The 25,210-nt window shown below is 69.3% G+C and carries 26 protein-coding genes and 1 pseudogene; 8 read left to right on the top strand and 19 right to left on the bottom strand.

What is annotated here, in order from left to right:
• Window positions 1-90: 90 nt before the first annotated feature.
• Window positions 91-459 carry an L-rhamnose mutarotase gene (locus AC2EWF_RS01935; protein ID WP_483637668.1) on the bottom strand — a complete coding sequence of 123 codons (369 nt, stop codon included), beginning with the start codon at window positions 457-459 and terminating at the stop codon, window positions 91-93.
• Complete coding sequence (fucP, locus tag AC2EWF_RS01930; RefSeq protein WP_483637667.1) at window positions 459-1,763, bottom strand: L-fucose:H+ symporter permease; 1,305 nt, start codon at window positions 1,761-1,763, stop codon at window positions 459-461. Before fucP ends, AC2EWF_RS01935 begins: the two co-directional genes overlap by 1 nt.
• A gap of 181 nt (window positions 1,764-1,944) precedes the next feature.
• Here fucP and AC2EWF_RS01925 point away from each other — a divergent pair, with 181 nt between their 5' ends.
• The 3 genes from AC2EWF_RS01925 (at window position 1,945) to AC2EWF_RS01915 (ending at window position 5,164) form a co-directional block, all read left to right on the top strand.
• Window positions 1,945-2,721: an IclR family transcriptional regulator gene (locus AC2EWF_RS01925; protein ID WP_483637666.1), complete on the top strand. Its 777-nt coding sequence runs from the start codon at window positions 1,945-1,947 to the stop codon at window positions 2,719-2,721.
• Between the two features lie 108 nt (window positions 2,722-2,829).
• On the top strand, window positions 2,830-4,299 hold the full coding sequence (locus AC2EWF_RS01920; protein ID WP_483637665.1) for a DUF4139 domain-containing protein: 1,470 nt from the start codon (window positions 2,830-2,832) through the stop codon (window positions 4,297-4,299).
• 109 nt (window positions 4,300-4,408) lie between these two features.
• Window positions 4,409-5,164 carry an enoyl-CoA hydratase/isomerase family protein gene (locus AC2EWF_RS01915; protein ID WP_483637664.1) on the top strand — a complete coding sequence of 252 codons (756 nt, stop codon included), beginning with the start codon at window positions 4,409-4,411 and terminating at the stop codon, window positions 5,162-5,164.
• Between the two features lie 6 nt (window positions 5,165-5,170).
• Here the strand turns inward: AC2EWF_RS01915 and AC2EWF_RS01910 are convergent, their stop codons facing one another.
• The 5 genes and pseudogenes from AC2EWF_RS01910 to bamJ all read right to left on the bottom strand — a co-directional run bounded on the left by AC2EWF_RS01910 (window position 5,171) and on the right by bamJ (window position 8,139).
• The gene (locus AC2EWF_RS01910) at window positions 5,171-5,350 is read right to left on the bottom strand and encodes an N-acetyltransferase (RefSeq protein ID WP_483637663.1); all 180 of its coding nucleotides are present in this window, start codon (window positions 5,348-5,350) and stop codon (window positions 5,171-5,173) included.
• Window positions 5,350-5,655: a GNAT family N-acetyltransferase gene (locus tag AC2EWF_RS01905; protein ID WP_483637662.1), complete on the bottom strand. Its 306-nt coding sequence runs from the start codon at window positions 5,653-5,655 to the stop codon at window positions 5,350-5,352. Before AC2EWF_RS01905 ends, AC2EWF_RS01910 begins: the two co-directional genes overlap by 1 nt.
• Window positions 5,656-5,665: 10 nt before the next feature.
• A complete protein-coding gene (locus tag AC2EWF_RS01900; protein WP_483637661.1) occupies window positions 5,666-6,514 on the bottom strand; it encodes a sulfurtransferase in 849 nt (282 codons plus the stop codon).
• Window positions 6,511-7,292, bottom strand: a pseudogene (locus tag AC2EWF_RS01895) (CoA pyrophosphatase). Before AC2EWF_RS01895 ends, AC2EWF_RS01900 begins: the two are co-directional and overlap by 4 nt.
• 103 nt (window positions 7,293-7,395) lie before the next feature.
• Window positions 7,396-8,139, bottom strand: a complete 744-nt coding sequence (gene bamJ / locus AC2EWF_RS01890; RefSeq protein WP_483637660.1) for a BamJ family beta-barrel-assembly machinery protein — start codon at window positions 8,137-8,139, stop codon at window positions 7,396-7,398.
• Window positions 8,140-8,300: 161 nt separating this feature from the next.
• Here bamJ and AC2EWF_RS01885 point away from each other — a divergent pair, with 161 nt between their 5' ends.
• Window positions 8,301-9,083: an enoyl-CoA hydratase-related protein gene (locus AC2EWF_RS01885; RefSeq protein WP_483637659.1), complete on the top strand. Its 783-nt coding sequence runs from the start codon at window positions 8,301-8,303 to the stop codon at window positions 9,081-9,083.
• Between the two features lie 62 nt (window positions 9,084-9,145).
• Here the strand turns inward: AC2EWF_RS01885 and AC2EWF_RS01880 are convergent, their stop codons facing one another.
• The 8 genes from AC2EWF_RS01880 to AC2EWF_RS01845 form a co-directional block, all read right to left on the bottom strand.
• A complete protein-coding gene (locus AC2EWF_RS01880) occupies window positions 9,146-10,063 on the bottom strand; it encodes a DUF1684 domain-containing protein (protein WP_483637658.1) in 918 nt (305 codons plus the stop codon).
• Window positions 10,064-10,126: 63 nt separating this feature from the next.
• The gene (gene mutL, locus AC2EWF_RS01875; protein ID WP_483637657.1) at window positions 10,127-11,953 is read right to left on the bottom strand and encodes a DNA mismatch repair endonuclease MutL; all 1,827 of its coding nucleotides are present in this window, start codon (window positions 11,951-11,953) and stop codon (window positions 10,127-10,129) included.
• Window positions 11,954-12,000: 47 nt separating this feature from the next.
• Window positions 12,001-13,515 carry an N-acetylmuramoyl-L-alanine amidase gene (locus AC2EWF_RS01870; RefSeq protein ID WP_483638244.1) on the bottom strand — a complete coding sequence of 505 codons (1,515 nt, stop codon included), beginning with the start codon at window positions 13,513-13,515 and terminating at the stop codon, window positions 12,001-12,003.
• A 192-nt stretch (window positions 13,516-13,707) separates the two neighbouring features.
• The gene (gene tsaE / locus AC2EWF_RS01865; RefSeq protein ID WP_483637656.1) at window positions 13,708-14,169 is read right to left on the bottom strand and encodes a tRNA (adenosine(37)-N6)-threonylcarbamoyltransferase complex ATPase subunit type 1 TsaE; all 462 of its coding nucleotides are present in this window, start codon (window positions 14,167-14,169) and stop codon (window positions 13,708-13,710) included.
• Window positions 14,166-15,647 (bottom strand): NAD(P)H-hydrate dehydratase, encoded by a 1,482-nt coding sequence (locus tag AC2EWF_RS01860; protein ID WP_483638243.1) that lies wholly within the window; start codon window positions 15,645-15,647, stop codon window positions 14,166-14,168. Before AC2EWF_RS01860 ends, tsaE begins: the two co-directional genes overlap by 4 nt.
• Window positions 15,648-15,722: 75 nt before the next feature.
• Entirely contained in the window at window positions 15,723-16,253 is a 531-nt protein-coding gene (locus AC2EWF_RS01855) for a peroxiredoxin family protein (protein ID WP_483637655.1), read from the bottom strand.
• A 5-nt stretch (window positions 16,254-16,258) separates the two neighbouring features.
• Window positions 16,259-17,221 carry a transporter gene (locus tag AC2EWF_RS01850; protein WP_483637654.1) on the bottom strand — a complete coding sequence of 321 codons (963 nt, stop codon included), beginning with the start codon at window positions 17,219-17,221 and terminating at the stop codon, window positions 16,259-16,261.
• A gap of 315 nt (window positions 17,222-17,536) precedes the next feature.
• On the bottom strand, window positions 17,537-17,914 hold the full coding sequence (locus AC2EWF_RS01845; RefSeq protein WP_483637653.1) for a DUF2946 domain-containing protein: 378 nt from the start codon (window positions 17,912-17,914) through the stop codon (window positions 17,537-17,539).
• A gap of 140 nt (window positions 17,915-18,054) precedes the next feature.
• On the opposite strand from AC2EWF_RS01845, the gene queG reads away from it, so the two are divergent.
• A complete protein-coding gene (gene queG / locus AC2EWF_RS01840) occupies window positions 18,055-19,119 on the top strand; it encodes a tRNA epoxyqueuosine(34) reductase QueG (protein ID WP_483637652.1) in 1,065 nt (354 codons plus the stop codon).
• A 5-nt stretch (window positions 19,120-19,124) separates the two neighbouring features.
• Here queG and pncB read toward each other — a convergent pair whose 3' ends face one another.
• Entirely contained in the window at window positions 19,125-20,309 is a 1,185-nt protein-coding gene (gene pncB / locus AC2EWF_RS01835; protein WP_483637651.1) for a nicotinate phosphoribosyltransferase, read from the bottom strand.
• Between the two features lie 347 nt (window positions 20,310-20,656).
• Here pncB and AC2EWF_RS01830 point away from each other — a divergent pair, with 347 nt between their 5' ends.
• Window positions 20,657-21,463, top strand: coding sequence for a cytochrome c (locus AC2EWF_RS01830; RefSeq protein ID WP_483637650.1), 807 nt, complete (start codon window positions 20,657-20,659; stop codon window positions 21,461-21,463).
• A gap of 70 nt (window positions 21,464-21,533) precedes the next feature.
• Here AC2EWF_RS01830 and AC2EWF_RS01825 read toward each other — a convergent pair whose 3' ends face one another.
• The 3 genes from AC2EWF_RS01825 to AC2EWF_RS01815 form a co-directional block, all read right to left on the bottom strand.
• Window positions 21,534-22,604 (bottom strand): aminopeptidase, encoded by a 1,071-nt coding sequence (locus AC2EWF_RS01825; protein WP_483637649.1) that lies wholly within the window; start codon window positions 22,602-22,604, stop codon window positions 21,534-21,536.
• A 33-nt stretch (window positions 22,605-22,637) separates the two neighbouring features.
• Window positions 22,638-23,006, bottom strand: a complete 369-nt coding sequence (locus AC2EWF_RS01820; protein WP_483637648.1) for a hypothetical protein — start codon at window positions 23,004-23,006, stop codon at window positions 22,638-22,640.
• A gap of 65 nt (window positions 23,007-23,071) precedes the next feature.
• Complete coding sequence (locus AC2EWF_RS01815; RefSeq protein ID WP_483637647.1) at window positions 23,072-23,680, bottom strand: rhomboid family intramembrane serine protease; 609 nt, start codon at window positions 23,678-23,680, stop codon at window positions 23,072-23,074.
• 122 nt (window positions 23,681-23,802) lie between these two features.
• Here AC2EWF_RS01815 and AC2EWF_RS01810 point away from each other — a divergent pair, with 122 nt between their 5' ends.
• Both AC2EWF_RS01810 and AC2EWF_RS01805 read left to right on the top strand, forming a co-directional pair.
• Entirely contained in the window at window positions 23,803-24,699 is an 897-nt protein-coding gene (locus AC2EWF_RS01810) for a PhzF family phenazine biosynthesis protein (protein WP_483637646.1), read from the top strand.
• Window positions 24,696-25,157: a YaiI/YqxD family protein gene (locus AC2EWF_RS01805; RefSeq protein WP_483637645.1), complete on the top strand. Its 462-nt coding sequence runs from the start codon at window positions 24,696-24,698 to the stop codon at window positions 25,155-25,157. The genes AC2EWF_RS01810 and AC2EWF_RS01805 overlap by 4 nt, the downstream gene beginning before the upstream one ends.
• The last annotated feature ends 53 nt before the right edge of the window (window positions 25,158-25,210 follow it).

Below are 25,210 nucleotides of genomic sequence, written 5' to 3'. Positions count from 1 at the left end.
CAACTGCGCAGCCGGCCACGCGCCATCGACGACGAGGTCGATATCCAAGAGCAGGGACAGGTTCACCGTTTTGATGACCTCGAACAGACACTAACTACTTGTGTCACGCGCCACCAAAGCCTCTTTGAGCGAAAAAATCCTGCGCATCGGCACCCATTTCTCGCCGGGCCGCGCCCAAGGCAGGCGCTGCTGGTAACCATCCATCAGCTGCTCCCACGCCTGCACGCGAGGATCGGCCGCATCGGCGGCCTGCTTGCCCGCGGCATCGTAGCCGTCGGGCACCTGCACCACCATCACCAGCCGGTTGCCGCTGCGGAAGATTTCCATCTCCTCGATGCCGGCGTCGCGGATCGAGGCGAGGATTTCCGGCCAGACCACGCCGGGCCGGTGCCAGTGCTCGTACTCGGCGATGGCCGCCGCGTCGTCGCGCAGGTCCAGCGTGTAGTAGAGGCACGGCATCAGGCACGCGCCCTGCCCGCGTGCGGCAGCCTTCGCCATGCGAACCACGCCACCACGGCGAAGCTCAGCGACGGCACGCCCAGCGCCCGCGCGATGCCCGCGAGGTCGGACACCGCGCCCATCGCCGCGGTGAGCACCGCGCCACCGATGATGGTCATCACCAGCAGGGCCGAGCCCAGCTTGCGTTCGTCGTCGTCCATGCCCTCCACGCCCAACGCGAAGATGGTCGGGTACATCACCGACATGAAGAAGCTGCATGCCACCAGCGCGCAGGCGCCGCCCAATCCCGGCTGTAGCAGCGCGTACAGGGTCAGCACCACGTTGATCGCGGCGAACGCCAGCAGCAGGCGCACCGGCGCCAGGTATTTCATCAGCGCCGTGCCGGTGAAGCGGCCCGCCATGAAACACACCAGCGCGGCAAGAATGAAGTTCGCCGCCGCGTGCGCCGAGGTGCCAGGCATCGTCGCCTGCACGTAGCGGATGGTGTAGCTCCACACGCCGACCTGCGCACCCACGTAGAAGAACTGCGCCGCCATCGCACGGGTGAAATTCCGGTCGTGCAGCAGTCGGGCCAGCGCGCCGCCGCGCCCGGTGGCACGCGTGGTAAGCACGTGCGGCGCGGCCACCGCGGGGAAGCGCATCACCAGCACCAGCGCAGCCCAGGCCAGCACCACCAGGCCGATGCAGAGGTAGGGCCACTGCACTGCATGCGTCGCCGCCGCGTAGTAGGCGGCGCGTTCGGCGGCATTCATCGCGGCCAGTTGCTGCGGCGTGTGTTCCACGCCGGCCAGAATGAAATGCTTGCCGATCAGCACGCCGGCGATCGAGCCCAGCGGATTGAACGCCTGCGCGAAGTTGAGCCGGCGGGCCGCGCCGTCGCGCGGCCCCAGCACCGTCATAAGCGGGTTGGCCGAGGTCTCCAGGAAAGCCAGCCCGGTAGCGATCACGAACAGTGCGAACAGGAACAGGCCGTAAGTGCGCAGTTGCGCCGCCGGCCAGAACAGCAACGCCCCCGCGCCATACAGCACCAGACCCACCACCACCGCCTCCTTGTAGCCGTAGCGGCGCATGAACATGGCCGCGGGCATCGCCACCAGGAAGTAGCCGAGGTAGAACGCGCTCTGCACCAGACCCGCCTGGAAGTCGTCCAGCACGAAGGCCATCTTGAACTGCGCGATCAGCACATCATTGAGGTTGTTCGCGCCACCCCACAGGAAGAACAGGCCGACGATGAGGAACAGCGGCAGCCAGCGGCGGACGCCTTGCGGCGCGGGGGCAACAGGCGTTGCCGGGGATTCCGTCATCACTTGCACATCCACCCCTCTCTCCCGTTGCGTGGCGCCGGCGGCCGGCGATGCATGCCTGCGCAGGATTCGCACCGACGTGCAAATATGAAACAGTTATTCACCAGCATAACAAGACGCGCCGCAACATGCGGAATTCCACATGACGGCCACCCGCAGCATGCGGCAAGCTAGGGGCACCATGACGAAACCCGCTCCCAAATACCGCGCTCCCGCGCTCGACAAGGGCCTGGATATCCTCGAACTGCTGGCCAGCGCACACCAGCCGCTGAGCATCGTGGAGATTTCCGAAGGGGTGGGCCGCTCGCGCGGCGAGATCTTCCGCATGCTGCAGGTGCTGGAAGAACGCGACTACCTCGCCCGCGCCGACGGCGACGGCGGTTACCGCATCACGCCGCGGCTGTTCCGCCTCGCGATGGAGCAGCCGCCGGTGAAGAGCGCGATCGAGGCGGCCCTGCCGGTGATGCACCGGCTCGCCGAGACCACCGAGCAGGCCTGCCACCTGGTGGTGCCCTCGCGCGACCAGATCGTGGTGATCGCCCGCGCCGATCCGCCGGGCGAGATCGCCCTGGTGGTGCGCATCGGCCATCGCCGGCCGATGTCCCAGGCCACCTCGGGCCACGTGTTGCTGGCCTTCCAGGACGAGCAGGTGCGCGAACACTGGCTGGACCTGATCGCCGCCCAGGAGCCCGACCTCGACCGCAAGAAGCTGGTCCGCCAGCTGGCGCAGGTCCGCAGCCAGGGCTACGCCTGCGCGCGCAGCCACGTGGTGGATGCGGTCACCGACCTCTCCGCCCCGGTGCTTCAGCACGGCCGCGCGGTGTGCGCCCTCACCGTGCCGTTCATCGAGCAGCGCGCCTCGGCGCAAACCCGCCAGCGCACCGTCGAGGCGCTATGCAAGGCTACCGCCGAGATATCCGACATCCTGCACTACGGCGCCACCACACAGCGGCGCTGAACGGATGCGGGATGCCAGCGGGCGCGGTGGAATCCGCGCGCGTGGCCGCCCGGCAAGGCATGCTTCTTTCCCGGTTGCCTCCGTACTCCCTCCCCAAGGAGCTGCACCATGAACCAGCCCGTTCTCTCCGCCCTCGCGCTCGCCTGCGTCGCCGGCCTGGCCTTCGCCACGCCGGTCCGCGCGGCGACACCCGCCGCGAATGGCGCCGACATCACGCTGTACCGCAGCGACAGCGCCGCGCTGTACGCCAGCAGCGGCGACGGCAATGTCGACGATGGCTATGCGGTGGTGCGCGAACAGCGCGCGCTCACGCTCAAGCCCGGCCTGCAGGACCTCACCCTGGGCGACCTGCCCGACCACCTCGATGCCGAGGCCCTGGCGCTGGGTTTTCCCGACGGCAGCGCCAGGGTGCTCTCGCAGCGCCTGCTGCTGGGCCAGGGCGGCAATGCCGCACTGACCGGCCTGCTCGGCCGCGAGGTCACCGTGCTCGGCGACAGTGGCCAGACGCTCGCTGCCGGCACCCTGCTGCGCGCCGGCAGTGACGGCTTGATGATAGTCGGCGCCGCCGGCACCAGCTGGATCCGCCAGTACGCCGGCGTGCGCGTCGGCGGCGGCGACTTCCCCAGCGGCTCCAGCCTGCGCCTGCGCGTCGATGCGTCGCGTGGCGGCAATACCGCGGCGGTGCTCAGCTATCCCACCAGTGGCCTGGGCTGGCGCGCCGCCTACGTCGCCACGCTGCAACCCGGGGACGGCTGCCGCATGCAGTTCGAATCGCGCGCCAGCATCGCCAACCGCAGCGGCCGCGACTGGCGCGAGGCGAGACTCACCCTGGTCGCGGGCGAACCGAACTTCGCCAAAGCCTCGGCGCCGCGCCCGATGATGATGCAGGCCAAGGCCTACGCCGCCGCGCCCATGCCCGAACAGGCGCAGATGGACAATTACCGCAGCTATACCCTGCCCGCGCCTGTGAACCTGCCCGACGGCAGCGTCAGCCAGGTACCGTTGTACGCCACGCGCTCGCTGCGCTGCGAGCGCACCAACCTGATCGAGAACGGCGGTGGCTGGCAGCCGCCGCAGCCGATGCTGGGCCGCGACTTCAGCGGCAGCGACGGTAGCGGCACCATCGTCGGCACCCTGAAACTCAACGCCTTCGACAGCCTGCCGGCCGGCTACCTGCGCGTGCTCGCGCAGGACAGCCACGGCATGCCGCAATTCATCGGTGAAGGCCGCATCGAGGACACGCCCAAGGGAGGCGAGGCCACCATCGCGCTGGGCCAGGCCTTCGACCTGCGCGCCCGGCGCGAGCGCACCGCCTTCCACGTGGACCAGGCCGGCCGTACGCTGGACGAAGCCTTCCGCATCACGCTGACGAATGCCGGCGACAGCGCGCGCACCGTTACCGTGCGCGAGCACCCCAACCGCTGGCGCGAGTGGAAGCTAGTCTCGTCCAGCCAGCAGCCCAGCCGGCAGACCACCGACACGCTGGAGTTCCGCGTGGCCGTGCCCGCCAACGGCAAGGCCGTGCTGGACTACGCCGTACGCTACAGCTGGACCGCGGACCAGCATCCGCAGCCTTGAGAAACCGTAGGGGCGCACCCTGTGCGCGATGGCTTTTGCTTCGATCCAACGCCAGAGCCATCGCGCACGGGATGCGCTCCTACGACAACCGAATAACCCGGAGTCCGCCATGCTCGAAGTCATCCAGCACGACGCCATCGCCGAAATCCGGCTGGCCCGCCCGCCGGTCAACGCGCTGAACCTGGAACTGCTGCACGCGCTGCGCTCGGCGGTTTCCGGCGCTCTTGCCGGCGGCGCGCGCGGCATGGTGATTTCCGGCGTACCGGGCATGTTTTCCGCCGGCGTGGACGTGCCCGCAGTACTGCAGATGGATCGCGCCGGCACGCGCGCCTATTGGCGCGAGCTCTTCGCCACCGCCGCCGCACTGGCCTGTTCGCCGGTGCCGGTGGCTGCCGCGATCACCGGCCACAGCCCCGCCGGTGGCGCCGTGCTGGCGCTGATGTGCGACTACCGCGTGATGGCGCAGGGCCCGTACAAGATCGGCCTCAACGAGGTCCAGGTAGGCCTCACCGTGCCCGACTGCATCCAGCTCGCGCTGCGCCGCGTGGTGGGCGCGTACCGCGCCGAGCGCCTGCTGGTGTCCGGTGCGATGGTCGACGCGCAGGAGGCGCTGGCCTGCGGCTTCGTCGACGAGACCACCGGCATCGACCAGGTGGCCACCCGGGCGCTGCACTGGATGGACGAACTGCTGGCACTCCCGGCACATGCCATGCTCGCCACGCGCCGCCTCGCGCGTGCCGACCTGGTCGAGGTATGGGCCGACGTGGATGCGCTGCCGATCGACGACTTCGTCGAGGGTTTCTACCACCCGCAGACGCAGGCCACGCTGCAGGCGCTGGTGGCGCGCCTCAAGAGCAAGGCCTGACCCCGCTCAAGGCTCCCAGATCATGTGCACATCCGCTCGCGCGTAGTGAGACTCCGCGCGTGGCGCGGGATGATGGCGGAAGCCGACGCTCTCATACAGCGCCAGCGCCGGCCGCAGCAGGCTGCTGGATTCCAGGTACAGCTCGCGCGCATCCAGTGTGCGGTAAAGGTCCAGCGCCGCGTCCATCAGCGGCCGACGCCGCGGCCACGCGCCTCGGGCGACACCGCCATCTTGGTCAGTTCGTAGACGCCGTCGCCCTCGTGCTTCAATGCGACCGTGCCGAGTGGGCGCTCCTCCCCGTCGATGGCGAACAGTATGTGGCCGCCATGCGCGAGGATGTGCTGCCCGGGGTTGCCCAGCACTTCGCGGTCGTAGTCCTCGACCACGAGCCAGTGCTCCAGCCATTCGATGTTGAGCGTGGCGAACGCCTCGCGCCGGCGCGGATCGAAACCTGCGACGCGGACGCCGTGCGACCCCATGGCCGAGGTCATCGCACGCTGCTCACGACCCGCCTGTCGCCACCGGCCGCGAGCGGTCGCTCACCCAGCCACTCCACGACGGCGCATACAGGCGCGAACCGGCCAGGCCGGCGTGTTCCATCGCCAGCAGGTTGTGGCACGCGGTGACGCCGGAGCCGCACATGTGCACAACGTCGGATGGCGCGCGTGCGCCGAGCACCGCGAGGAAATCGTGCCGGAGCTCCAACACGCCCTTGAAGCAGCCATCCGCGGCGAGGTTGTCGGCGAACGGGCGGTTCAGCGCGCCGGGCACGTGACCGGCGACGGGGTCGAGCGGCTCGGTATCGCCGCGGTAGCGCGGCGCGGCGCGGGCGTCGAGCAGCAGCGGCGCAGGCGCGGCATGCAGCGCCGCGTGGTCAAGCACCACCCGCGTGGGATCGAAGCGCACCGAAACCGTGCTCGGCACGCGTTGCGGCACGGCGGTTTCCACCGGCAGGCCCGCGGCCTGCCACGCGGCAAGGCCGCCATCGAGCACGGCCACCGCGAATTGGCCGGCGTAGCGCAGCAGCCACCACAACCGTGCGGCGGCCAGCGCGCTGCTGCCAGCGTCATAGGCCACCACCTGCAGGCCCGGGTGCCAGCCCCAGCGGCCGAGCACGGCGGCGAATGCCGCGGCGGACGGCAGCGGATGACGGCCCAGCCCCTGCGACTGCAGGGAAAGGTCGGAGAGATCGGTGTCGAGCTCGGCGTAGATCGCGCCAGGGATATGACCGGCGAGGTAATCGAGCCGCCCCTTCGCCGGATCGGCAAGATCCTTGCGGCAGTCGACGACCAGCACTTCGCCAGGCGGCAGCGCCGCCAGTTCGGCCGCGGAGACCAGCGTGCTCTTCATGCGCGTCCCATCCTCTTCAGCAGGTTCAGCAGGATCGCCGCGGTGGCGCCCCAGATGCGGTGCCCGCCGTGCACGAACTCCACCATGTCGCGCCGGTGCCCGCGGTATTCCATGACATAACGGCGCAGATTCGCCGGTTCAAGGAAGAACGCCAGCGGCACCTCGAATACCTCGGCCACTTCCGCAGGCGAGGCGCGCAGTTGCGCGTTCGCGGCGATGCGCGCCACCACCGGGGTGATGCGATAGCCGCTGATCGTCTCGAAGTTGTCGAGGTAGCCCAGCGGGGTCACCAGCGTGCGATCCAGTCCGATCTCCTCCTCGCTCTCGCGCAGTGCGGTGGCCAGCGCATCGCTGTCGCCGGGGTCCATGCTCCCGCCGGGAAACGCCACCTGCCCTGCATGCGACTGCAGGTGGTCGGTACGCACGGTGAGCACCAGCCGCGGCTGGACGCCCTCGCGCAGGCCCAGCAGCACCGCAGCCGGGCGACGCCGCGTGTTGCCCAGCAGTTCGCTCATGTCGGCATGGTTCCAGCCCGGCGCGATGGGCGGCACGGACAACGGCCGCAAGGCCTGCAGCAACTCGTCGTTCATGGGCAGGCGCGCGCGGGGAGCACCTCGCGCATCACGTGCAGGCGCTCGGCCTCGCTCATGCCGCCCCAGCGGCCGATCTCCTCGATCGTGCGGCGGCAGCCGATGCAGCAGCCCTGCGAATCCAGCCGGCAAACGCCAATGCACGGCGTGGCCGGGGATGACGGCGCGGTGAGGAGTTCGTTCGACATGGCAAGCGATGTTAGCAGCAGGCCGCCCCCGCCCCGCGGCTTGGAGCCTGCTCAATATTTCCACGTAGCCGGCGCGGATGACGCGGAGATATTGAGCAGGCTCTCAGCGCGTGCCTTCATCCGGCGTCGGCGGCTTGATCGCCAGCAGTTCGATCTCGAACACCAGCGCCTCGTTGGGGCCGATGCGCGGCAGCTGGCCTTCCTTGCCGTAGGCCAGCTGCGGCGGGATCACCACCTTCCAGCGGTCGCCCACGTGCATGCGCGGGATCACGTCGCGCCAGCCCGGGATCATATGGTCCACGGTGATGCTCGCGGGGGCGCCGTGCGCCCAGGTGCTGTCGAACTCGGTACCGTCTACCAGCATGCCGCGATAATCCACCACCACCGTGCTGGTGGCCGTGGGGCTGGCCGTGCTGTCGCCGCGCTTGATCACCGAATACTGGATGCCGGAAGGCAGCTGGATCACGCCGGGCTGCTTGGCGTTGCGCGCCATGAAGGCGGCGCTCTTGCGCGCATTGGCCGCTGCGATCTGCTCGAACTCGGCCTGCGCGTCGGCGCGCAGCTGCTGGTTGAAGGCGATCAGCTGCTGGTGCATCGCCTGCATCGATACCGCCGGCGCCCGCTTGTTGTAGGCGTCCTGGATCGCACGTTGCAGCGTGGCGATGTCGACCTCCGGAATGCCCGCCTGGGTGCGGCCGTCCACGAACTGGCTGCCGATCTGGTAGCCGATCGCATAGGAGAGCTTGGTCTTGTCCAGCTTCACTGGAGCCGGCGGCTGCGGGCGGCCCTGCGCATGCGCCATGCCGGCCACCAGCAGGCAGGGCAGCAGCCAACGCAGTCGTGTCATGCCGTTCTCCATCTCGCCTCGCCGCTCGCCGCGGCCACTCCGGGACGCCCCATCGTAAGCGTTTCGCGCACCGCGTGCAGCGCCCGTGGCATGAGAAACCCGGCAGCGACAAAGGTTCCCCCTGCTAAAATGCACGTTTCGAGTCAGTCGGAGTTTCCAGCATGGCCTATCGCAACCTCGAGATCGCCAGCCGCGGCGCGGTACGCACCATCACGGTGAACCGTCCCGACAAGCTCAATGCGCTGAACCGCGACACCCTCAACGAGCTCACCATCGCCTTCGCCCAGGCCGCCCAGGACGATGCCGTGCGCGCCGTGGTGCTGGCCGGTGCCGGCGAGAAGGCTTTCGTGGCCGGCGCCGACATCGCCGAGATGAACGGCTACACGCCGGTGCAGGCGCAGGGTTTCTCGCGCGCCGGCCAGCGCCTGATGACCGGCATCGAGCGGCTGGGCAAGCCGGTGGTCGCGCGCATCCAGGGCTTCGCGCTGGGCGGCGGCATGGAGCTGGCGATGGCCTGCCACCTGCGCGTGGCCAGCGAGAAGGCGAAATTCGGCCAGCCCGAGATCAACCTCGGCCTGATCCCAGGCTTCGGCGGCACCCAGCGACTGCTGCGCCTCGCCGGCCGCAGCGCCGCGCTGGAGCTGTGCCTCACCGGCGCGACCATCAACGCGCAGCGTGCGTACGAGCTTGGCATCGTCAATCGCGTGGTGGCGCCCGAGGCACTGAACGAGACGGTGGCCGCGCTGGCCGAACAACTCGCCGCCGCGGCGCCACTGGCCGCCGCCGGCATCCTCGACGCGGTGTTGCAGGGCGGCGAGGCCCCGCTGGACCAGGGTCTGGAGTTCGAGACCCAGGGTTTCGCGTTGATGTTTTCCACCGAAGACATGCGCGAAGGCACGGCTGCGTTCCTGGAGAAACGCAAGGCGGCGTTCAGGGGCGCCTGACCGCCGCATCCCGCGACGACAGGAAATCAGGCGACGGGCTCTGGTGGTGGAAAACGCAGCGGTCAGTGGCCGCCGGCGTACTTCTTCTCGCCCGCGGTCACGGCCAGGTCCAGCCGATTCTCCGGCGGCGCCAGCGGGCAGGTGGCGAACGGCGTAAACGCGCAAGGCGGGTTGTAGGCCTTGTTGAAATCGAGGACGACCTTGCCCGGCTTGCCGAGGCCGCCGGCAGGCAGCGCCGCATAGAGGAAGCGGGCCGCGCCGTATGTCTGCTTGCCGGAGGTCTGGTCGGCCAGCACGAAGAACAATTCGCCGCCCGGCTCCTCCTGGTAGGGCAGCAGCTCGAACGTGCGGCCGTCGCGATGGAACATCGCCTTGCCGGGCACGCTCACCTTGTCGATGGTGCCGATGGCGGTGCCTATTTCAAGGTCGTGCGCGGGCACGAACGGCACCCAGTCGGCCTCGATGCGCCAGGATGGATCGACCGGGAAGTAGTCGATGCCGCTGAAGTCGCGGCGCGCCTCCGCGTCGCTGTCCTTCACGCGCAGCGCCTTGCGGTTGTCGCGGTCGACCACGTAGAAGCTGGCATTGCCGAAGCGCACCGTGGTGGGCGCGGCACCGGGCGCGACGTGCATGTCGTCGACCAGCGCGGCCTCGGCGACGGGCTTGCCGTCAATGGTGGCGCCACTGTCACCGGCCAGCGCAATGCGCACCGCGCCATCAGCCGCCAGCGTCACCGTGCCCAGGTGCGCGGGACCGGCTTTCAGCACGATGTCGTTGTCGGCCGCACTACCCACCCGGTTCGCGCCCTGGTGCAGCCAGTCCAGCCCGATCAGGCTCAGCCAGCCGTCCGGCGCGGTGAGCCGCGCCACGCGTGCGGCGCGCCATGCTTCGATTTCGTGGGTGTAGGACGGGGTTTCGGCGGCGGACACGGCGGCGACTCCGGAAATCAGGGCGAACAGGAAAGCGGCGAATCGCGACATGGGGACGATCCGAAGCGACGGAAGGATTGAGTATGGACGTCCAAACGCGGGCCCGGCAAGCAGCTAGCGACCGCGCATGAACAGCTTGTCCAGTTCGGACAAGGACAATTGCGTCCAGGTGGGCCGGCCATGGTTGCACTGGCCGGAGCGTTCGGTGGCTTCCATCTCGCGCAGCAGCGCGTTCATTTCGGGGATCGTCAAGCGGCGCCCTGCACGGACCGAGCCGTGGCATGCCATGGTGGAGAGCAGCTCGTTCTCCAGTTCCTGCAGCCGCCGCGAACTGCCGTGCTGGGCAAGTTCTGCCAGCACGTCGCGGGTGAGCTGGGCCACGTCGGCACCTTCGAGCAGGGCCGGGATGCGTCGCACCACCACACCGGACGGACCGCTGCGGGAGAGCTCCAACCCCCACTCGGCCAGCGCGTCGGCGTGCTCTTCCGCGGCGGCGGCTTCCTTCGCGCTCACCGCCAGGTTGAGCGGCACCAGCAGCAATTGCGAGCGCAGGTTGCTGCTGGCCCGGCCGCCCTTGAGTTTCTCGTAGGTGATGCGCTCGTGTGCGGCGTGCATGTCCACCAGCACCAGGCCCTGCGCATTCTCGGCGAGCACGTAGATGCTCTTGAGCTGGGCGATCGCGTAACCCAGGGGTGGCGCCTCGCCCTCTTCCGCCGCAGGCATGCTCGCGCCGACCGGCGCCATGCGCGGCGGTTCGCCCAACAGCGCGGCGTAATCGGCCAGCGGCTCGTCGCGTACACCCAGCGCGAGCCGGTTCTGTTCGGCGCGCGCCGGCCACGACGACATGCGTGCGATAGCCGGCATGCCCGGCGCCGGCGCGCTCGCGGTGCCCATGTGCAGGCGGCCATCGTCCGCCTGCACGTGCGATTCCACCTGGCCGGCACGGGTCTGCGACAAGGCTTCGTGCAGGGTGCGGAACAGGAAGTCGTGCACCAGCCGCTGTTCGCGGAAGCGCACCTCGTGCTTTGCCGGGTGCACGTTGACGTCCACGCCTACCGGATCGAGTTCGAGGTACAGCGCAAAGACGGGATGGCGACCGTGGAACAGTACGTCGGCGTAAGCCTGGCGCACCGCATGCGCCACCATGCGGTCGCGCACCAGGCGGCCGTTGACGTAGAAGTACTGCTGGTCGGCCTGCGCGCGCGAGGCGGTGGGCAGCCCCACCCAGCCGGACAGGCGCATGCCCGCCGCGGCATGATCCACGCGCAGGCTTTGCGCCGGGAAGTCCTCCCCCAGCACCTCGGCGATGCGCGCCAGTTGCGCCTGCGCATCGCGCGCGGCCTTCCAGATGCGCACCGGCTTGCCGTTGTGGCTGAGCCGGAACTCCACGCCGCCGCGTGCCAGCGCAAGCGATTTCAGCAGGTCGTCGATATGCGCGAATTCGGTGCGCTCTGCGCGCATGAACTTCTTGCGCGCGGGCACGTTGTAGAACAGGTCGCGCACTTCCACGCTGGTGCCCGGCGGATGCTGTGCGGGGCGCGCGGCCTGCAGCCTGCCGCCATCCACCTCGATGCGGAACGCAGCGTCGGCATCGCGCTGGCGCGAGGTGAGCGCGAAGCGCGCCACCGAGGAAACCGAGGCCAGCGCCTCGCCGCGGAAACCCATGCTGGCCACGTGCTCCAGGTCGTCGAAGCTGCCGATCTTGCTGGTGGCGTGCGAGGCCACAGCCAGCGGCAGTTCGTCGGGCGGGATGCCGCCGCCGTCGTCGCGCACGCGGATCAGCCGCGCGCCGCCCTGTTCGATGTCCACCTCGATGCGCGTGGCGCCGGCGTCGAGGCTGTTCTCGACCAGTTCCTTGACCACGGACGACGGGCGCTCGATCACCTCGCCGGCGGCGATCTGGTTGATGAGCTCGGGGGGCAGCGGGCGGATGACAGGCATCCGCGCACTTTAGCAGTTGCGTTGCCCGTGCCGCCGCTGCGCGGCGGTCAGCTCGCGGGTATCGCCAGTACCGTGCCGGTGCGCACCACGTTGCCGTCGAGGTGGTTCGCACTCTTCAACGCGCCCACGCTGATGCCGTACTGTCGCGCGATGCTGCGCAGGCTCTCGCCTTCGCCCACGCGATGCAGGTCGCGCACATTGGCGTCGGCCGTCGCCGAGCCGTCGTCCGCCGGCGCGACGGCGGTGGGCCGCCGCGCCAAGGCAAGTTCGGTGCCGTTGCGGCGCGCAGCCTGTGCCGCGAACCAGGTGCCCAACGGCGGCGTGGATTCGAAGTAGCTCTTCACCCCGCTCATCACCGCCTCGGCCAGCGCCTTCTGGTGGCCGGGATCGCGCAGCTTGCGCTCCTCGGCCGGATTGCTGATGAAGGCCGTCTCGACCAGGATCGAGGGCACATCGGGCGAACGCAGCACCACGAAGTTCGCGCGCTCCACGTAGCCACGGTGGGTGGGACCGAGCTGGCCCAGCGCCTTGAGGACGTTGCCGGCCACGACGTCGCTGGCCTGCACCGCCCAGCCCTGCTGCATGTCCAGCAGCACCTTGGCGAGGCTGTCGTCCTCCGACGCCAGCGACACGCCACCGATCAGGTCGGAGCTGTTTTCGCGGTCGGCCAGCATGCGCGCCGCCACCGAGCTCTTGCCGCGCGAGGACAGCACCCACACCGATGAACCGCGCGCGTCGCCGCTGGCATAGGAGTCGGCGTGGATGGAGACGAACAGGTCGGCGTCGTGCTCGCGCGCGATCTGGTAGCGGCGCGCCAGCGGGATGAAATAGTCGCCGTCGCGGGTGAGGATGGCCTGCATCCCAGGCTGCTTGTCGATCTGCGCCGCGAGGTCGCGCGCCACCGCAAGGGTGACATTCTTCTCCATCGTACCGTCGGGACCGATCGCTCCCGAGTCCTTGCCGCCATGGCCGGCGTCGACGCACACCACCACCTTGCGCTGGCCGTCCAGCAGGGCGGCGGCTTGCTGGGTGATCTGGCGGCTCATGCCCACGGCGTTGCCGCCATGGCGACCACTGGCCGTCGCGACCGTGGGCGGCGACGCGGCAGCCCGTGTCGCCGCCGGCTTCGCGGCGACGACCGGCGCGGCCGCGGCCTTGTCCAGGCCACCGCCAGGCAGCAGGTCAACAACCAGCCGGTAGTGGTCGCCCTGGGACGGTGCGAGTACGAAGCTGCGCACCTGGCTGCCGGCGGTCATCGTCGCGGTGAGCCGCAGCTGCTCGCCCTGCCGCTCCTCGCGCATGCCGCGATACAGGCCTTGCGCGGCGGGATCGGCGTAGCCGGACGCGAGCCTGCCGCGCGCGAGATCCACCGTCACCTGGTCGCTCCGGCGATCGATGCGGTAGTCCGGCTTGCCGTCGAGGTCGAACACCAGCCGGGTATGGCTGGCATCGGCCCAGACGCGCGCCGCGGTGACGTCGGCCGCGTGCAGGCCGACCGGCGCCAGCGCGGACGCCAGCGCGACGACAAGCACCCCACCCAAGCTGTTCAGGTATCCCCGCATAAGACGCATTGAATCGCAGGCACCTGTGGATTGCAAGATGTTTTTCCTTGAATATCCATAACCTGCAAGTAATTTGTCAGCTCGTATCTAGCTATCGGTCGCAAGTGGCACTTGCCAGATGCAGGCAAACACGCCGGACTCTCGCCCAATCCCAGGTATTTTTCGAAGGAAAACCGCGATTTGCGCGGAGCGTCAGTGCAGGCGCCGTTGCAGCGCCCGTCCCCGCGCGGTATGTGCCTGCAGCCGGGCCTGCCGCCCACCGTCCGCATACGCGAGGTGCAAGGTGAGGTCAGGCGCGGGCAGCGCACCGCGGCCGCGCTCGGGCCACTCCACCAGCACCAGTGCGGATGGCTCGGACAGCGCATCCAGGCCCAGCCATTCGAGCTCGCCGGGATCGGCGATGCGGTACAGATCCAGGTGCCAGGCCGGCCGTCCCTGCGCCTCGTAGCCCTCGATCAGGCTGTAGGTGGGGCTCTTGATGCGCTCGCCCACGGCAAGCGCGCCCAGCAGGGCACGGGTGAAGGTGGTCTTGCCCGCGCCCAGTTCGCCGTGCAGGTAGACCACCATGCCGCCGCCGTCCAGCGCAGCGGCGAAGCGTCGGCCCAGGGCGAGGGTGGCGGCCTCGTCGGCCAGGGTCCAGCACTGTTCGGTCATGCGTCCATCCCATTGCCGAGTGCCCGCAGCGGCTCCAGCAGGTCGCTGGCGAGCAGGCCGCGTTCGCCGCACCTTGCGGCGCGGTCGCCGGCGCGCGCATGCAGCCCCGTACCGAGGCATGCCGCCTGCCAGGCATCGCCCGTCTGGGCCAGCAGTGCGGCGACGATGCCGGTGAGCAGGTCGCCCATCCCGCCGGAGGCCATGCCCGGATTGCCCCATGGACAGACGTCTAGACGTCCATCCGGAGCAGCGACCAGGCTGCCGGAACCCTTCAGCACCACCACGGACCGGTAGCGCTCCGCCAGCGCGCGGACGGCAGCGAACCGGTCCGCCTCCACCTCGGCCACCGTGCCGCCGAGCAGCCGTGCCGCCTCGCCGGGATGCGGCGTCAGCACGGCCGGCTGCGCGAAGCGGCGCGGCTCGCGCGCCAGCAGGTTGAGTCCGTCGGCATCGAGCACCAGCGGCTTGCCGCTGTCCAGCGCGGTGAGCCACAGCGCGTGGCTCCAGGCCCCCTGCCCCAGGCCCGGCCCCACGGCCAGCACAGTGGCACGCGCCAGCAGGGGCTCCAGCGCCTGCGGGCCATCCACCCCGTGGGCCATCAATTCCGGCCGCGCGGCATTCAGGGCGGGCACATGCCCGGCGCGAGTGGCCACGCTGACCAGGCCGGCGCCCGCGCGCAACGCTGCCTCGCCGCACAGGCGGATCGCGCCGGCCGTCCCATGCTCCCCGCCAATCGCCAGCACATGGCCGTTCGCGCCCTTGTGCGCGTCGCGCGCGCGCGGCGGCAACTGCGCGGCGTCCAGCAGCTGCGCGTCGGCTGGCGTGTCCTGCCACAGCGATTCGGGCAGCCCCAGCAGGTCGAGCTCCAGCGTCCCCACGTGCGCCGCGGCATGGCCGGTATGCAGGCCACGCTTGGCGGCGATGAAACTCACGGTCACGTCGGCGCGGATCGCCGCACCCGGCACGCCGCCGGTATCGGCATCGAGCCCGGAGGGCACGTCCAGCGCCAGCACCGGCGCACTGCTTGCCTGGATGGCGTCGATCAACGCCGCCACCGGCGGCTCCGGCGCCCGGCGCAGGCCGGTGCCATACAGCGCGTCGACGTGCACGTCGGCCTCCGGCAGGGCTTCATCCGCCCGCCACAGGCGCACGGCACCGCCGGCATCCCTCCACGCCTGCCGCGCCAGCGCGGCATCGCCCGACGACGCACCGCCCAGCGCGAGCACATCCACATGGAGCCCGGCCTCGCGCGCCAGCGTGGCCAGCAGGAAACCGTCGCCGCCATTGTTGCCCGGTCCGCAATGCACCGCGATGCGCCGCGCCTGCGGCCAGTGCCGGTGCAGGCTGGACAACGCCGCCCAGGCCGCGCGGCGCATCAGCTCGAAGCCGGGCACGCCCAGCACCTCGATCGCGCGACGATCAAGCGCGCGTACCTGGGCGACGGTGTAGAGCTCGTGGCGATGGGAGGACGGCGACATGCGGCGATTATAGGCAGCTGCCACGGTCCTCCGGCGGCGGCGATGGGGGGGGGGACGCCTGCCGCCCCGCAGCGCTCAATGCCGCGGGGCGTCCAGCAACGGCGTGACGACTTGTTCGAGCCGCTCCCGCGTCAAGGCCGGTTGCCGGTCTTTCCAGCCGTCGTGCACGAGCAGCCCATGCCGATCCACCACGAAACTGACGGGCAGGCGCCAGATGCGCCCGTAGCCCTCGACATGCGGGTCGCCAAGCAGCCCGGTCGGAAAATCCAGCGTGGCCGCGACCTGGCGCACCTGCGCCAGCGTGTCCGGCGTATCGAGACTGAACCCGAGCACGACGAGGCCGTCGTGCGCGTGCTCCTGCGCGTACCGCGACAACACCGGCAGCTCTTCGCGGCAAGGGCCGCACCAGGTCGCCCAGAACGTGAGGACGACCGTCTTGCCGCGGAGCGCGTGCAGTGAGAGCTGCTGACCGTCCAGCGTGTGCAGCGTGATGTCGGGCGCAGGCTGGCCCACGCGAAGGCCGTTCCCGAAGGCGGCCGGCGACATGCCGCTGGCGCAAAGCAGGCAGGCGAGGACGAGGCGGCGCAGGAGTGGCATGGCGAACATGGGCGCTACAGCTGCATGCTCAGGCCGACCGTGCCGGTCCAGCGCGGAAACAACTGGTATCCCTGCAGATGGCTGTACACGGGCAGTTGCACGAAAGCATAGAACTGCAGGTTCCTGGTCAGGCTGGCGCTGACGCCGGGGCTGAGGTAGGCGACCGTACCGGCGGTGTCGGGCGTATCGGCCAGGGCGCCCTGGTCGGCACTGCGGTGGAACACGTTGACCTGCAGCTGCGGCACCCAGTCCGCATGGGCTTCGTAGCGCAGGCCGAAGCTGGCGGAAGCCAGGTTGCCCGGGCGGAAGTCGGCGCCGGGCCGGTCCAGCCGCTGGCGCACCGCCGCCTGGAATTGCCCGTTCACGAACACGTCGAAATCCTGGCTCACGGGCTGGTAGTAGTAGGCGCCGACGATGAGGTCGGTACTGCCGGTACCCGCCTGCAGACTGCTGTCCAGCGCTTGGCCCAGGGCCGGCCCCGAATGGAAGGTGGTCGGGTGGCCCACGAGCGTGCCGTCGTCGGTCTGGCCGCCGTAGTTCCCCGTCGGCAGCTTGATGCCGAACTGGACGCCGAAATTGTGCGTTGGCAGGAAGCCCTGGTAGCCGCCGATCAGCTTGACGTCGCCGAGGCCAGCTACGTGGGTGCCGCTGACCTGGCCGGGCCCGGTCTCCTCCGGCGTGTACGGTGCCAGCTGCGTCCCGTAGGTCTCGTGGTCGCGAACGACGTACGGCACCACCAACGACACGCCCCAGTCGGCATTGAAGCGGTAGGTCGCGCCGAGGTTGATGTAGCGGTTGGTGGTCACTTTCTCGATCTCGCCGCCGCCCAGCGACGGATCGGCCGGCTGATTGACCACCTGGTCGGGCGACGCCGCGCTACCGCCGTGGCGAAGCTGGTTCTGGTCGATGTAGGTGTAATCGACATTGATGCGCCACCCGCTGGCGGTGGAGTAACCGGTGGCGGCATCCGTGCTCAACGAGCATCCGCAGGTCGCGCAGGCATGGGCAAGCTGCGGCGCGAGGATCGTGGCGAGCAGGAATGTTCCGACGCGCACCGTGGCACGCGATGGCGGGCAGCGAAGCGATGGCTTGCACACGGACGAAGGTGTGAGTCGCATTGTATTTGACCTGGAAATGCGCGACGAACGCGGCGTGGTTCGCGCGCGCGTAGATGTACCCGCCTGTGCCGGCAACCAAGCGCATGCCAAGGCATGCGCACCTGCGCGTGGCGCTGCGGAATGGAAGGGCAGGCATTGGCCCGGCGCGGGATCCGCACGGGCATTCGCCTGGGCTCAGGCCTGGCGTGGCGGACCGCGCGGGCTGGCCCAGAGGCGGGCGGGCGGCTCGAGCGATGGGAGCCGGTAGACGGCCGCCACCGCTTCGTGCGGCGCCGCAGGCAGCAGATACAGAATGACGCAGGAGGCCAGCAGCGACTGCTGTCCGAGCAACACGCAATAGCCGCAGCAATCCGTCGGATCCTGCCCACCGTCGTGCCTGCAGGGGTCGCCGGCGTGCATCGTGCCATGCGCGCAATCCCCGCCCGCCATGGCGTGCGCCATCGGCGCGGTGGCGGGCATGACCCGCGACACCAGCGGTGCCACAACCAGCAGCGCCATGGCCAGCCATGCCAGCCACGCAATGGGTTGCCGCTTGGTCCTGGGTTGCAACACGCTATCGACGGTCAGCAGGCGCGATGCGGCAATGTAGCACGCGCCACGCCGCTCCCGATGGTCAATATCGTCGCATCCCGGGGGCGCGGGGCCTCATGTGCCTGTCCGCGACGGCAGCGCGCGCCGCCTACAATGGGCACATGCGCGCCATCCACGCCACCGACTACGCCGCCCTCGCCCGCGACATCAAGCGCTGGGCGCGCGAACTGGGGTTTGCCGACGCCGGCATCAGCGGCGTGGCGCTGGGCGACGACGAACGGCACCTCGAGGCCTACATCGCGGCCGGCCACCACGGCGAAATGGACTACATGGCGCGCCACGGCGCGAAACGCGCACGCCCCGCCGAACTGGAACTGGGCACGCAGCGCGTGATCTCCGTGCGCATGGACTACGTGCCGCCCGGCACGCGCAACGCCTGGGAAGTGATCCGCGACGGCGAGGCCGGCTATGTGTCGCGCTACGCATTGGGCCGCGACTACCACAAGCTGATGCGCAACCGCCTGCAGAAGCTGGCCGGGCGCATCCACGGCGTGGTGGGCAATTTCGGCTACCGCGCCTACGTCGACTCCGCACCGGTGCTGGAGAAGGCGCTGGCGCGCAACGCGGGGCTGGGCTGGATCGGCAAGCACACCGTGCTGATCAACCGCCGCGCCGGCTCGTACTTCTTCCTCGGCGAGCTCTATACCGACCTGCCGCTGCCGGTAGACGAACCCGCCGGCGCGCATTGCGGCAGTTGCACGCGCTGCATCGAGATCTGTCCGACGCAAGCGATCCTGGCGCCGTACCGGCTCGATGCGCGCCGCTGCATCTCCTACCTCACGATCGAGCTGAAGGGGTCGATCCCCGAGGAACTGCGCGCACCGATGGGCAACCGCATCTTCGGCTGCGACGATTGCCAGCTGGTCTGCCCCTGGAACAAGTTCGCACAGGACGCCACTGAGCCGGACTTCGCGCCGCGCCACAGCCTCGACGGCGCGAGGCTGGTCGAACTGTTCGCGTGGAGCGAGGAGGAATTCCTGGCGCGCACTGAAGGCATGGCGATACGCCGCACCGGCTATGAGGGCTGGCTGCGCAACATCGCGGTGGCGCTGGGCAATGCGCCGAAGTCGACGGCGATCCGCGACGCGCTGGGCGCCCGCGCCGACCACCCCTCGCCTGTCGTGCGCGAGCACGTGGCATGGGCGCTGGCGCGGCAAGCCGGCTGAGAGCCTCAGCCCTGCGTGGCAGGTATCCCGAATACCTGCCGCAGATAGGTCACGTAGGCCTCGTCCTCGCACATGTTCTTGCCGGGCGAGTCGCTGAGCTTGGCCACGGCCTGGCCGTTGCAGCGGACCATCTTGATCACGATGTTGAGCGGCTCCGGTCCGGTGTCGTTGCTGAGGTTGGTGCCCACGCCGAAGGCGAGCAGGCAGCGGCCGCGGAAGTGCTCGTAGAGCTGCATCACCTTGGGGATGTCCAGGCCGTCGCTGAACACCAGCACCTTGCTGCGCGGGTCGACGCGGTTGGCGCGGTAGTGCGCCAGCATGCGCTCGCCCCAGTCGAACGGGTCGCCGGAATCGTGGCGTGCGCCGTCGAACAGCTTGCAGAAATACATGTCGAAGTCGCGCAGGAAGGCGTCCAGGCCGTAGACGTCGGACAGCGCGATACCGAGGTCGCCGCGATACTCCTTCGCCCAGGCCTCCAGCGCCGCCACCTGCGAGTCGCGCAGGCGCGGCCCCAGCGCCTGGTGCGCCTGCAGGTATTCGTGCGCCAGCGTGCCAAGCGGGGTGAGCCCCAGCTTCCATGCGAACCAGACATTGCTGGTGCCGGCGAGCTGGGTGCCCAGGCCGTCGCGCAGGGCCACCAGCACCTCCCCGTGCCAGACCCGCGAAAAACGCCGGCGCGTGCCGTAGTCGGCGATGCGGCAGTGCTCGTAGCCGGGCGTGCCGTGCAGCAGTGCGATCTTCGCCTGCAGCCGGCGGCGGCCCTCGGCGAGGTCGTGGCCGGGCTCGGTGTTGCGGAAGTACACCTCGTTGACGATGGCCAGCAGCGGCACCTCGAACAGGATGGTGTGCAGCCATGGTCCCTTGATGCGGATCTCGATCTCGCCGTTGCCCGCCTCCGCCGGCGCAATCGTCACGTACTTCGCGTTGAGCTGGAACAGCCCCAGGAAATCCACGAAGTCGCTTTTGATGAAACGCATCGCGCGCAGGTAGTCCAGCTCCTGTGCGCTGAAGCGCAGCTGGCACAGGGCCTCCAGCTCGCCACGGATCTCGTCGATATACGGCACCAGGTCGATGCCGGGATTGCGGCATTTGAAGCGGTACTCGACCTGCGCGGCCGGGTAGTGGTGCAGCACCACCTGCATCATCGAGAACTTGTAGAGGTCGGTGTCCAGCAGCGATTCGATGATCATCCGTCATCCGGTGCGGCAACGGCGCGCACGCGGCGCCAGGCGGACGATTATCCATGCCGGCGGCGAATCGCGGGCATAAAAAATCCCGGTAGCCAGGGGAGTAGCTACCGGGATCCGTCAGGTCGGCGCGTCAAGAGGGGAGAGAGGGGCCGACCCCCCGACGGTGCGATGTTCTGCCCCGTCTCCTGTCGCCTCACGGCGATACGTGATGCTTAGTGTAGCCGGTGCAGCGGAAGTTCAAGGAAACCGCACGAATCGATTCAGTTTCCAGCCAGCCACACCGCACTGCTTGCCAGATCTGGGGGCGGCAGTGCTCGTCTACAATGCCCGCCCCGACGGAGCTCCCCATGAAATCGCTGTTGTGCTGCCTGCTCTGGCTGTGCCTGGCGCCCTTCACCCACGCGGCCGAACTGCGCGTCGACCTCGGCCACGGCGCGACAGTCTGGACCACCGCGCAACTGCTTGCCCGCGCCGATGTCACCGCGGTGACGATCCCGGACGACGTGGCATTCCGGCACACCATGCGCTACCAAGCCGTTCCGCTGCGCGCGCTGCTGCCCGGCCTGCGCGCGGACCAGCACCTGCAGTTCGTCGCCGAGGACGGTTTCGCCGCCGAGATTCCCGCTGCCGTGATCCTCAATCGCACGGGATCGCAGGCGTGGCTGGCGGTGGAGGATCCCGCGCGACCCTGGCCCGCGTCGACCGACGGCGGCAAGCGCGCCGGTCCGTTCTACCTGGTGTGGACCGACCCGCAGGCCGCGCACGTCACCACGGAAGAATGGCCCTACCAGCTGGCCACGATCCGCGCGATTTCCGGCGTGGATGCGCGCTTTCCGGCCATCGTGCCGGGGATCCGCGCCAATGCGCAGGTACTGCGCGGCTACACGGTGTTCAAGCGCACCTGTTTCGCCTGCCATACGATGAATGGCGCCGGCGACGCCAGGCTGGGGCCGGACCTCAACCTCCCCTGGAACCCCACCGAATACCTTCGCGCCGACCTGCTGCGCGGCTTCGTCCGCAACCCACAGACCTTGCACCGCTGGCCGGAGGCCAAGATGCAAGGCTTCCCGACGGCGAAGGAAATGTCCGATGCCGACCTCGACGCAGTGCTGGCGTACCTGCGTTACATGGCGAAGCACAAGGTGAAGCCCTAGGCGCGCACCCTGTGCGCGAATGCGCCGGTGCTTGATCGAAGCCGAGAGCTTTCGCGCACAGGGTGCGCTTCTACGGCGGAAGCAACTTCCTCAATGCCGCATCACGCTGCGCCTTCGGTTCGCGCGCCAGCTGACGCACCCGCGGATAGAACCTTGGCCATTGGCCGCCGCTCTCGCGGAACAGCGCGGCAAACGCCGGCGTCCACTGGTCGTACAGTCCGAACGGCAACAGGCGCGCGTTGTTGATGGGCTTTTCCACCCAGGCGTCGTAGCGGTGGTCGTGCGGCCAGCGCGCATCGCGCCACGCGGCATAACGCGCACGAAACGCGGCGATCTCGTGCTGCTTGCCCGCCTCCATCGCCTCGGCGTCCACACCGCTGGCGTACAGCGTCTTCAGGCGATTACGCAGGTCCAGCACCAGCCTGGTGAAACCGTCGGCCATTGCCTGCGCGCGGCCATCATCCGCTGGAAGGTGACGCGAAGCTCGCCATTCGCGCAAGCCCTCGGTCTGCACGAAGCTGGCGAAGGACTCGTTGAAGGCCGTGTCGCCCTTGGCGTAGATCAACTGGTGCGCCAGCTCATGGAAGATCGTGCCAGCCAGCTCGTCGTCGTCCCAGCGCAGCATGCTGGAGAGGATGGGGTCGGCGAACCAGCCCAGCGTGGAGTACGCCGGCACGCCGCCCACCCAGACATCGTCGCCCCGGCGTTGCATGCGCGCCGCATCGGCCTCGGCAGCGGCTTCGCTGAACCACCCGCGGTAGGCCACGCAACCGGCGACGGGGAAGCAGTGCCGGATCGCCTCCACCGAATAGCGTCGCGTGGCGAACACGTTCCACACCACGTAGGGCCAGTGCAGCGCCACGTAGCTGGTGTAGCTGCGGTTGTCGGGCAGATCGAGGTGGCGGCTGGCGAATTCCCGCGCGGCCAGCGCCAGCGACAGCCGCGCGGCGAGTTTCGGATCGGTGGCCGGGTCGCGCAGCAGCTTGCGCACCGGTTGCCGTCGCAGCACCAGTTCGCCCTGCCCATGCACCGCCTGCGCGTAGTAGCGGATGCTGCCGCAGGCACTCAGCAGCAGGCTCATCGCGGCGAACACGATGAGCCTGGACAGGTCACGGTACGCATTCGCCATCAGCCGGGTCATGCCGCCATGATGCCGCAGCAGCCGGCCGGATACTCAGTGGCGGTGATCGTCGTCGTGGCGATCCCGCCTGTGGTCGTGGTCGCCACCGCGCCCGTGATCGTGCCCGCGATCGCCGCGGTGCCAGTCGCCGTCACGGTCGTGGCGATAGCCCCTGCCGCCGCCGTACCACACGCCGCCGACCGCCACGCCCGGCGCATAGCAGCAGCCGTAGCCGTCGTACCAACCGCCATACCAGCCCGGCGCCGCATAGTAGCCGTCGTCGCCATACACCACGCCGTTGCCGTAATAGGCCGGGCCGGCATACGGCGAGGCCCGCACGTAGCTGTAGCCCGGGTCGTAGTAGCAGCCCGACAGCAGCGCAGCGAGTGCGACGAGAACAAAACCGCCAAGCAAGCGTTTCATGACGCGGCCTCCGCGGGAGACGATGGCGCCAGCCTGCACCTGCCCGCTTGAACCGGCGCTGATGGTCAGAACCGCGGCTGCAGCAGCTGGCCGAGGAAGTTCGAAAGCACCAGGGGCGGATCCAACAGCAGGGTGAACACCACCCCATAGGCGGCGCCCCACAGGTGGGCGCTGTGGTTGACGTTGTCCCGGCCTCGCCGGTCCATGTAGATCGAGTAAGCGGTGTACAGCACGGCGTAGACGATCGCCGGCATCGGCACCACGAACACGATGATGCGCGACCACGGCGCCAGCAGGACGAAGCCGAACAGCACCGCCGATACCGCACCGGAGGCGCCGAGGCTGCGGTAATTGGGGTTGCCGCGGTTATTGAGATAGGTAGGCAGGATCGAGACCACCAGGGCACCGAGGTAGAACAGCGCGAAGCCGAACGTGCCCAGCTGCCTGGCGTAGAAGCCCTCCATGAACCTGCCGAAGAAGAACAGCGTGATCATGTTGAACAGCAGGTGGCCGAAATCCGCATGGACCAGGCCGTAGGTCACCAGCCGGTGGTATTCGCGGTGGCGGCTGATCGCCGGCGGCCACAGGATCAGGTCGTTCATCAGCCGGCTGTTGCTGAAAGCGATGAACGAGACGATGCAGGTGACCGCGAGGATGATGAGGGTGATCGGCATGAAGGTTTCCGTGCCAGGGGGCGAAATGGCGGCATCTTGGCGGCAGTGGGGCCGCTTGTCGAATCCGCACCCCGATGCGCCAACACGGCTATCATGCGCGCTCTCCCACGAATCCTGCCTTCATGCCCGCGCTGCGCTACCTGCATTTGGACGTCTTTGCCGCCACACACGGCGGCGGCAACCACCTCGGCGTGGTGATCGGCGCCGAGCACTGGAGCGGCGAGGCGATGCAGCGCTTTGCGCGCTGGACCAACCTGGTCGAAACCACCTTCCTGCTGCCGCCCGTCGCCACCGATGCCAGCTACCGGTTGCGCATTTTCACCCCGCACAAGGAGATCGCATTCGCCGGCCATCCCAGCGTGGGCAGTGCGCACGCCGCGCTGGAATGCGGCCTGGTCCAGCCCGTGGACGGCCTGCTCTGGCAGGAGTGCGGCGCTGGCGTGCTGCCCATTCGCGTCGAGGAAGTCCGGACGGATGGCAAGGAGGCGGACCGCCGGTTGCTGCTGAAATCACCCGGCGAGCGCGTGCTGCGCACCGGCCGCGACGCGCACCCGCTGCTCGCCGCCGCGCTGGGCGGCATCCGCACCGGCGCGCTGCCGCCCGCCCTGGTCGATGGCGGTCGCCGCTGGTGGCTGGCCGAGGTAGAGGGAGAAGCGGCGCTGCGCGCCTGGCAGCCCGACCACAGTGCGATCGGCGCGCTGGCCCACGCCAGCGACAGCATGGGCCTGTGCGCGTTCGCGCGCAGCGCGCATCCGGATTACCAGCTGGTGGTGCGCGCCTTCCCCGCAGGCGTGGGCATCATCGAGGACCCCGCCTCCGGCGCGGCCAACGGCCTGATCGCGGCCTACATCGCGCAGGCCGAGCCGCGCGGCCCGCTGGCCGGCGGCTACACCGTGAGCCAGGGCCGCGAGATCGGCCACGACGCCCAGCTCGTGGCACGCATCGTGGACGGCACGGTGTGGATCGGCGGCCGCAGCCACACCATCATCGACGGCACGCTGGACTGGAACGCGGCGTGAGCACCGGCACGCAGATCCTGGTGGACGCCGACGCCTGCCCCGTCGCCATCAAGGAGATCCTGTTCCGCGCCGCCGAACGCGAACAAGTGATGCTGACCCTGGTGGCGAACCAGTACCTGCGCACGCCGCCCTCCCGCTTCATCCGCGCCATGCAAGTGCCCGGCGGCTTCGACGTGGCCGACCACGAGATCGCTCGCCGCGTGGCCGCCGGCGACCTGGTGGTGACGCAGGACATCCCGCTGGCCGCGACGGTGATCGAAAAAGGCGCGCTCGCGCTCGACCCGCGCGGGGAGCTGCACACCCCCGAAACGATCGCGCAGCGCCTGACGATGCGCAATTTCATGGACGAGCTGCGCGGCGCCGGCATCGACACCGGCGGCCACGCGCCGTTCCACGCGCGCGACAAGCAGGCCTTCGCCGGCCAGCTCGACCGCTGGTTGCAGCAGCGCCGTCGCTGAGATGGCATTGCTCCCGCCCGCGGGCGCGGCGCCGGACCATGGATGACCGTGGC

The sequence above is a fragment of the Rhodanobacter sp. sgz306013 genome, assembly GCF_057031145.1.
This window is presented reverse-complemented; position numbering and strand designations above follow the sequence as displayed.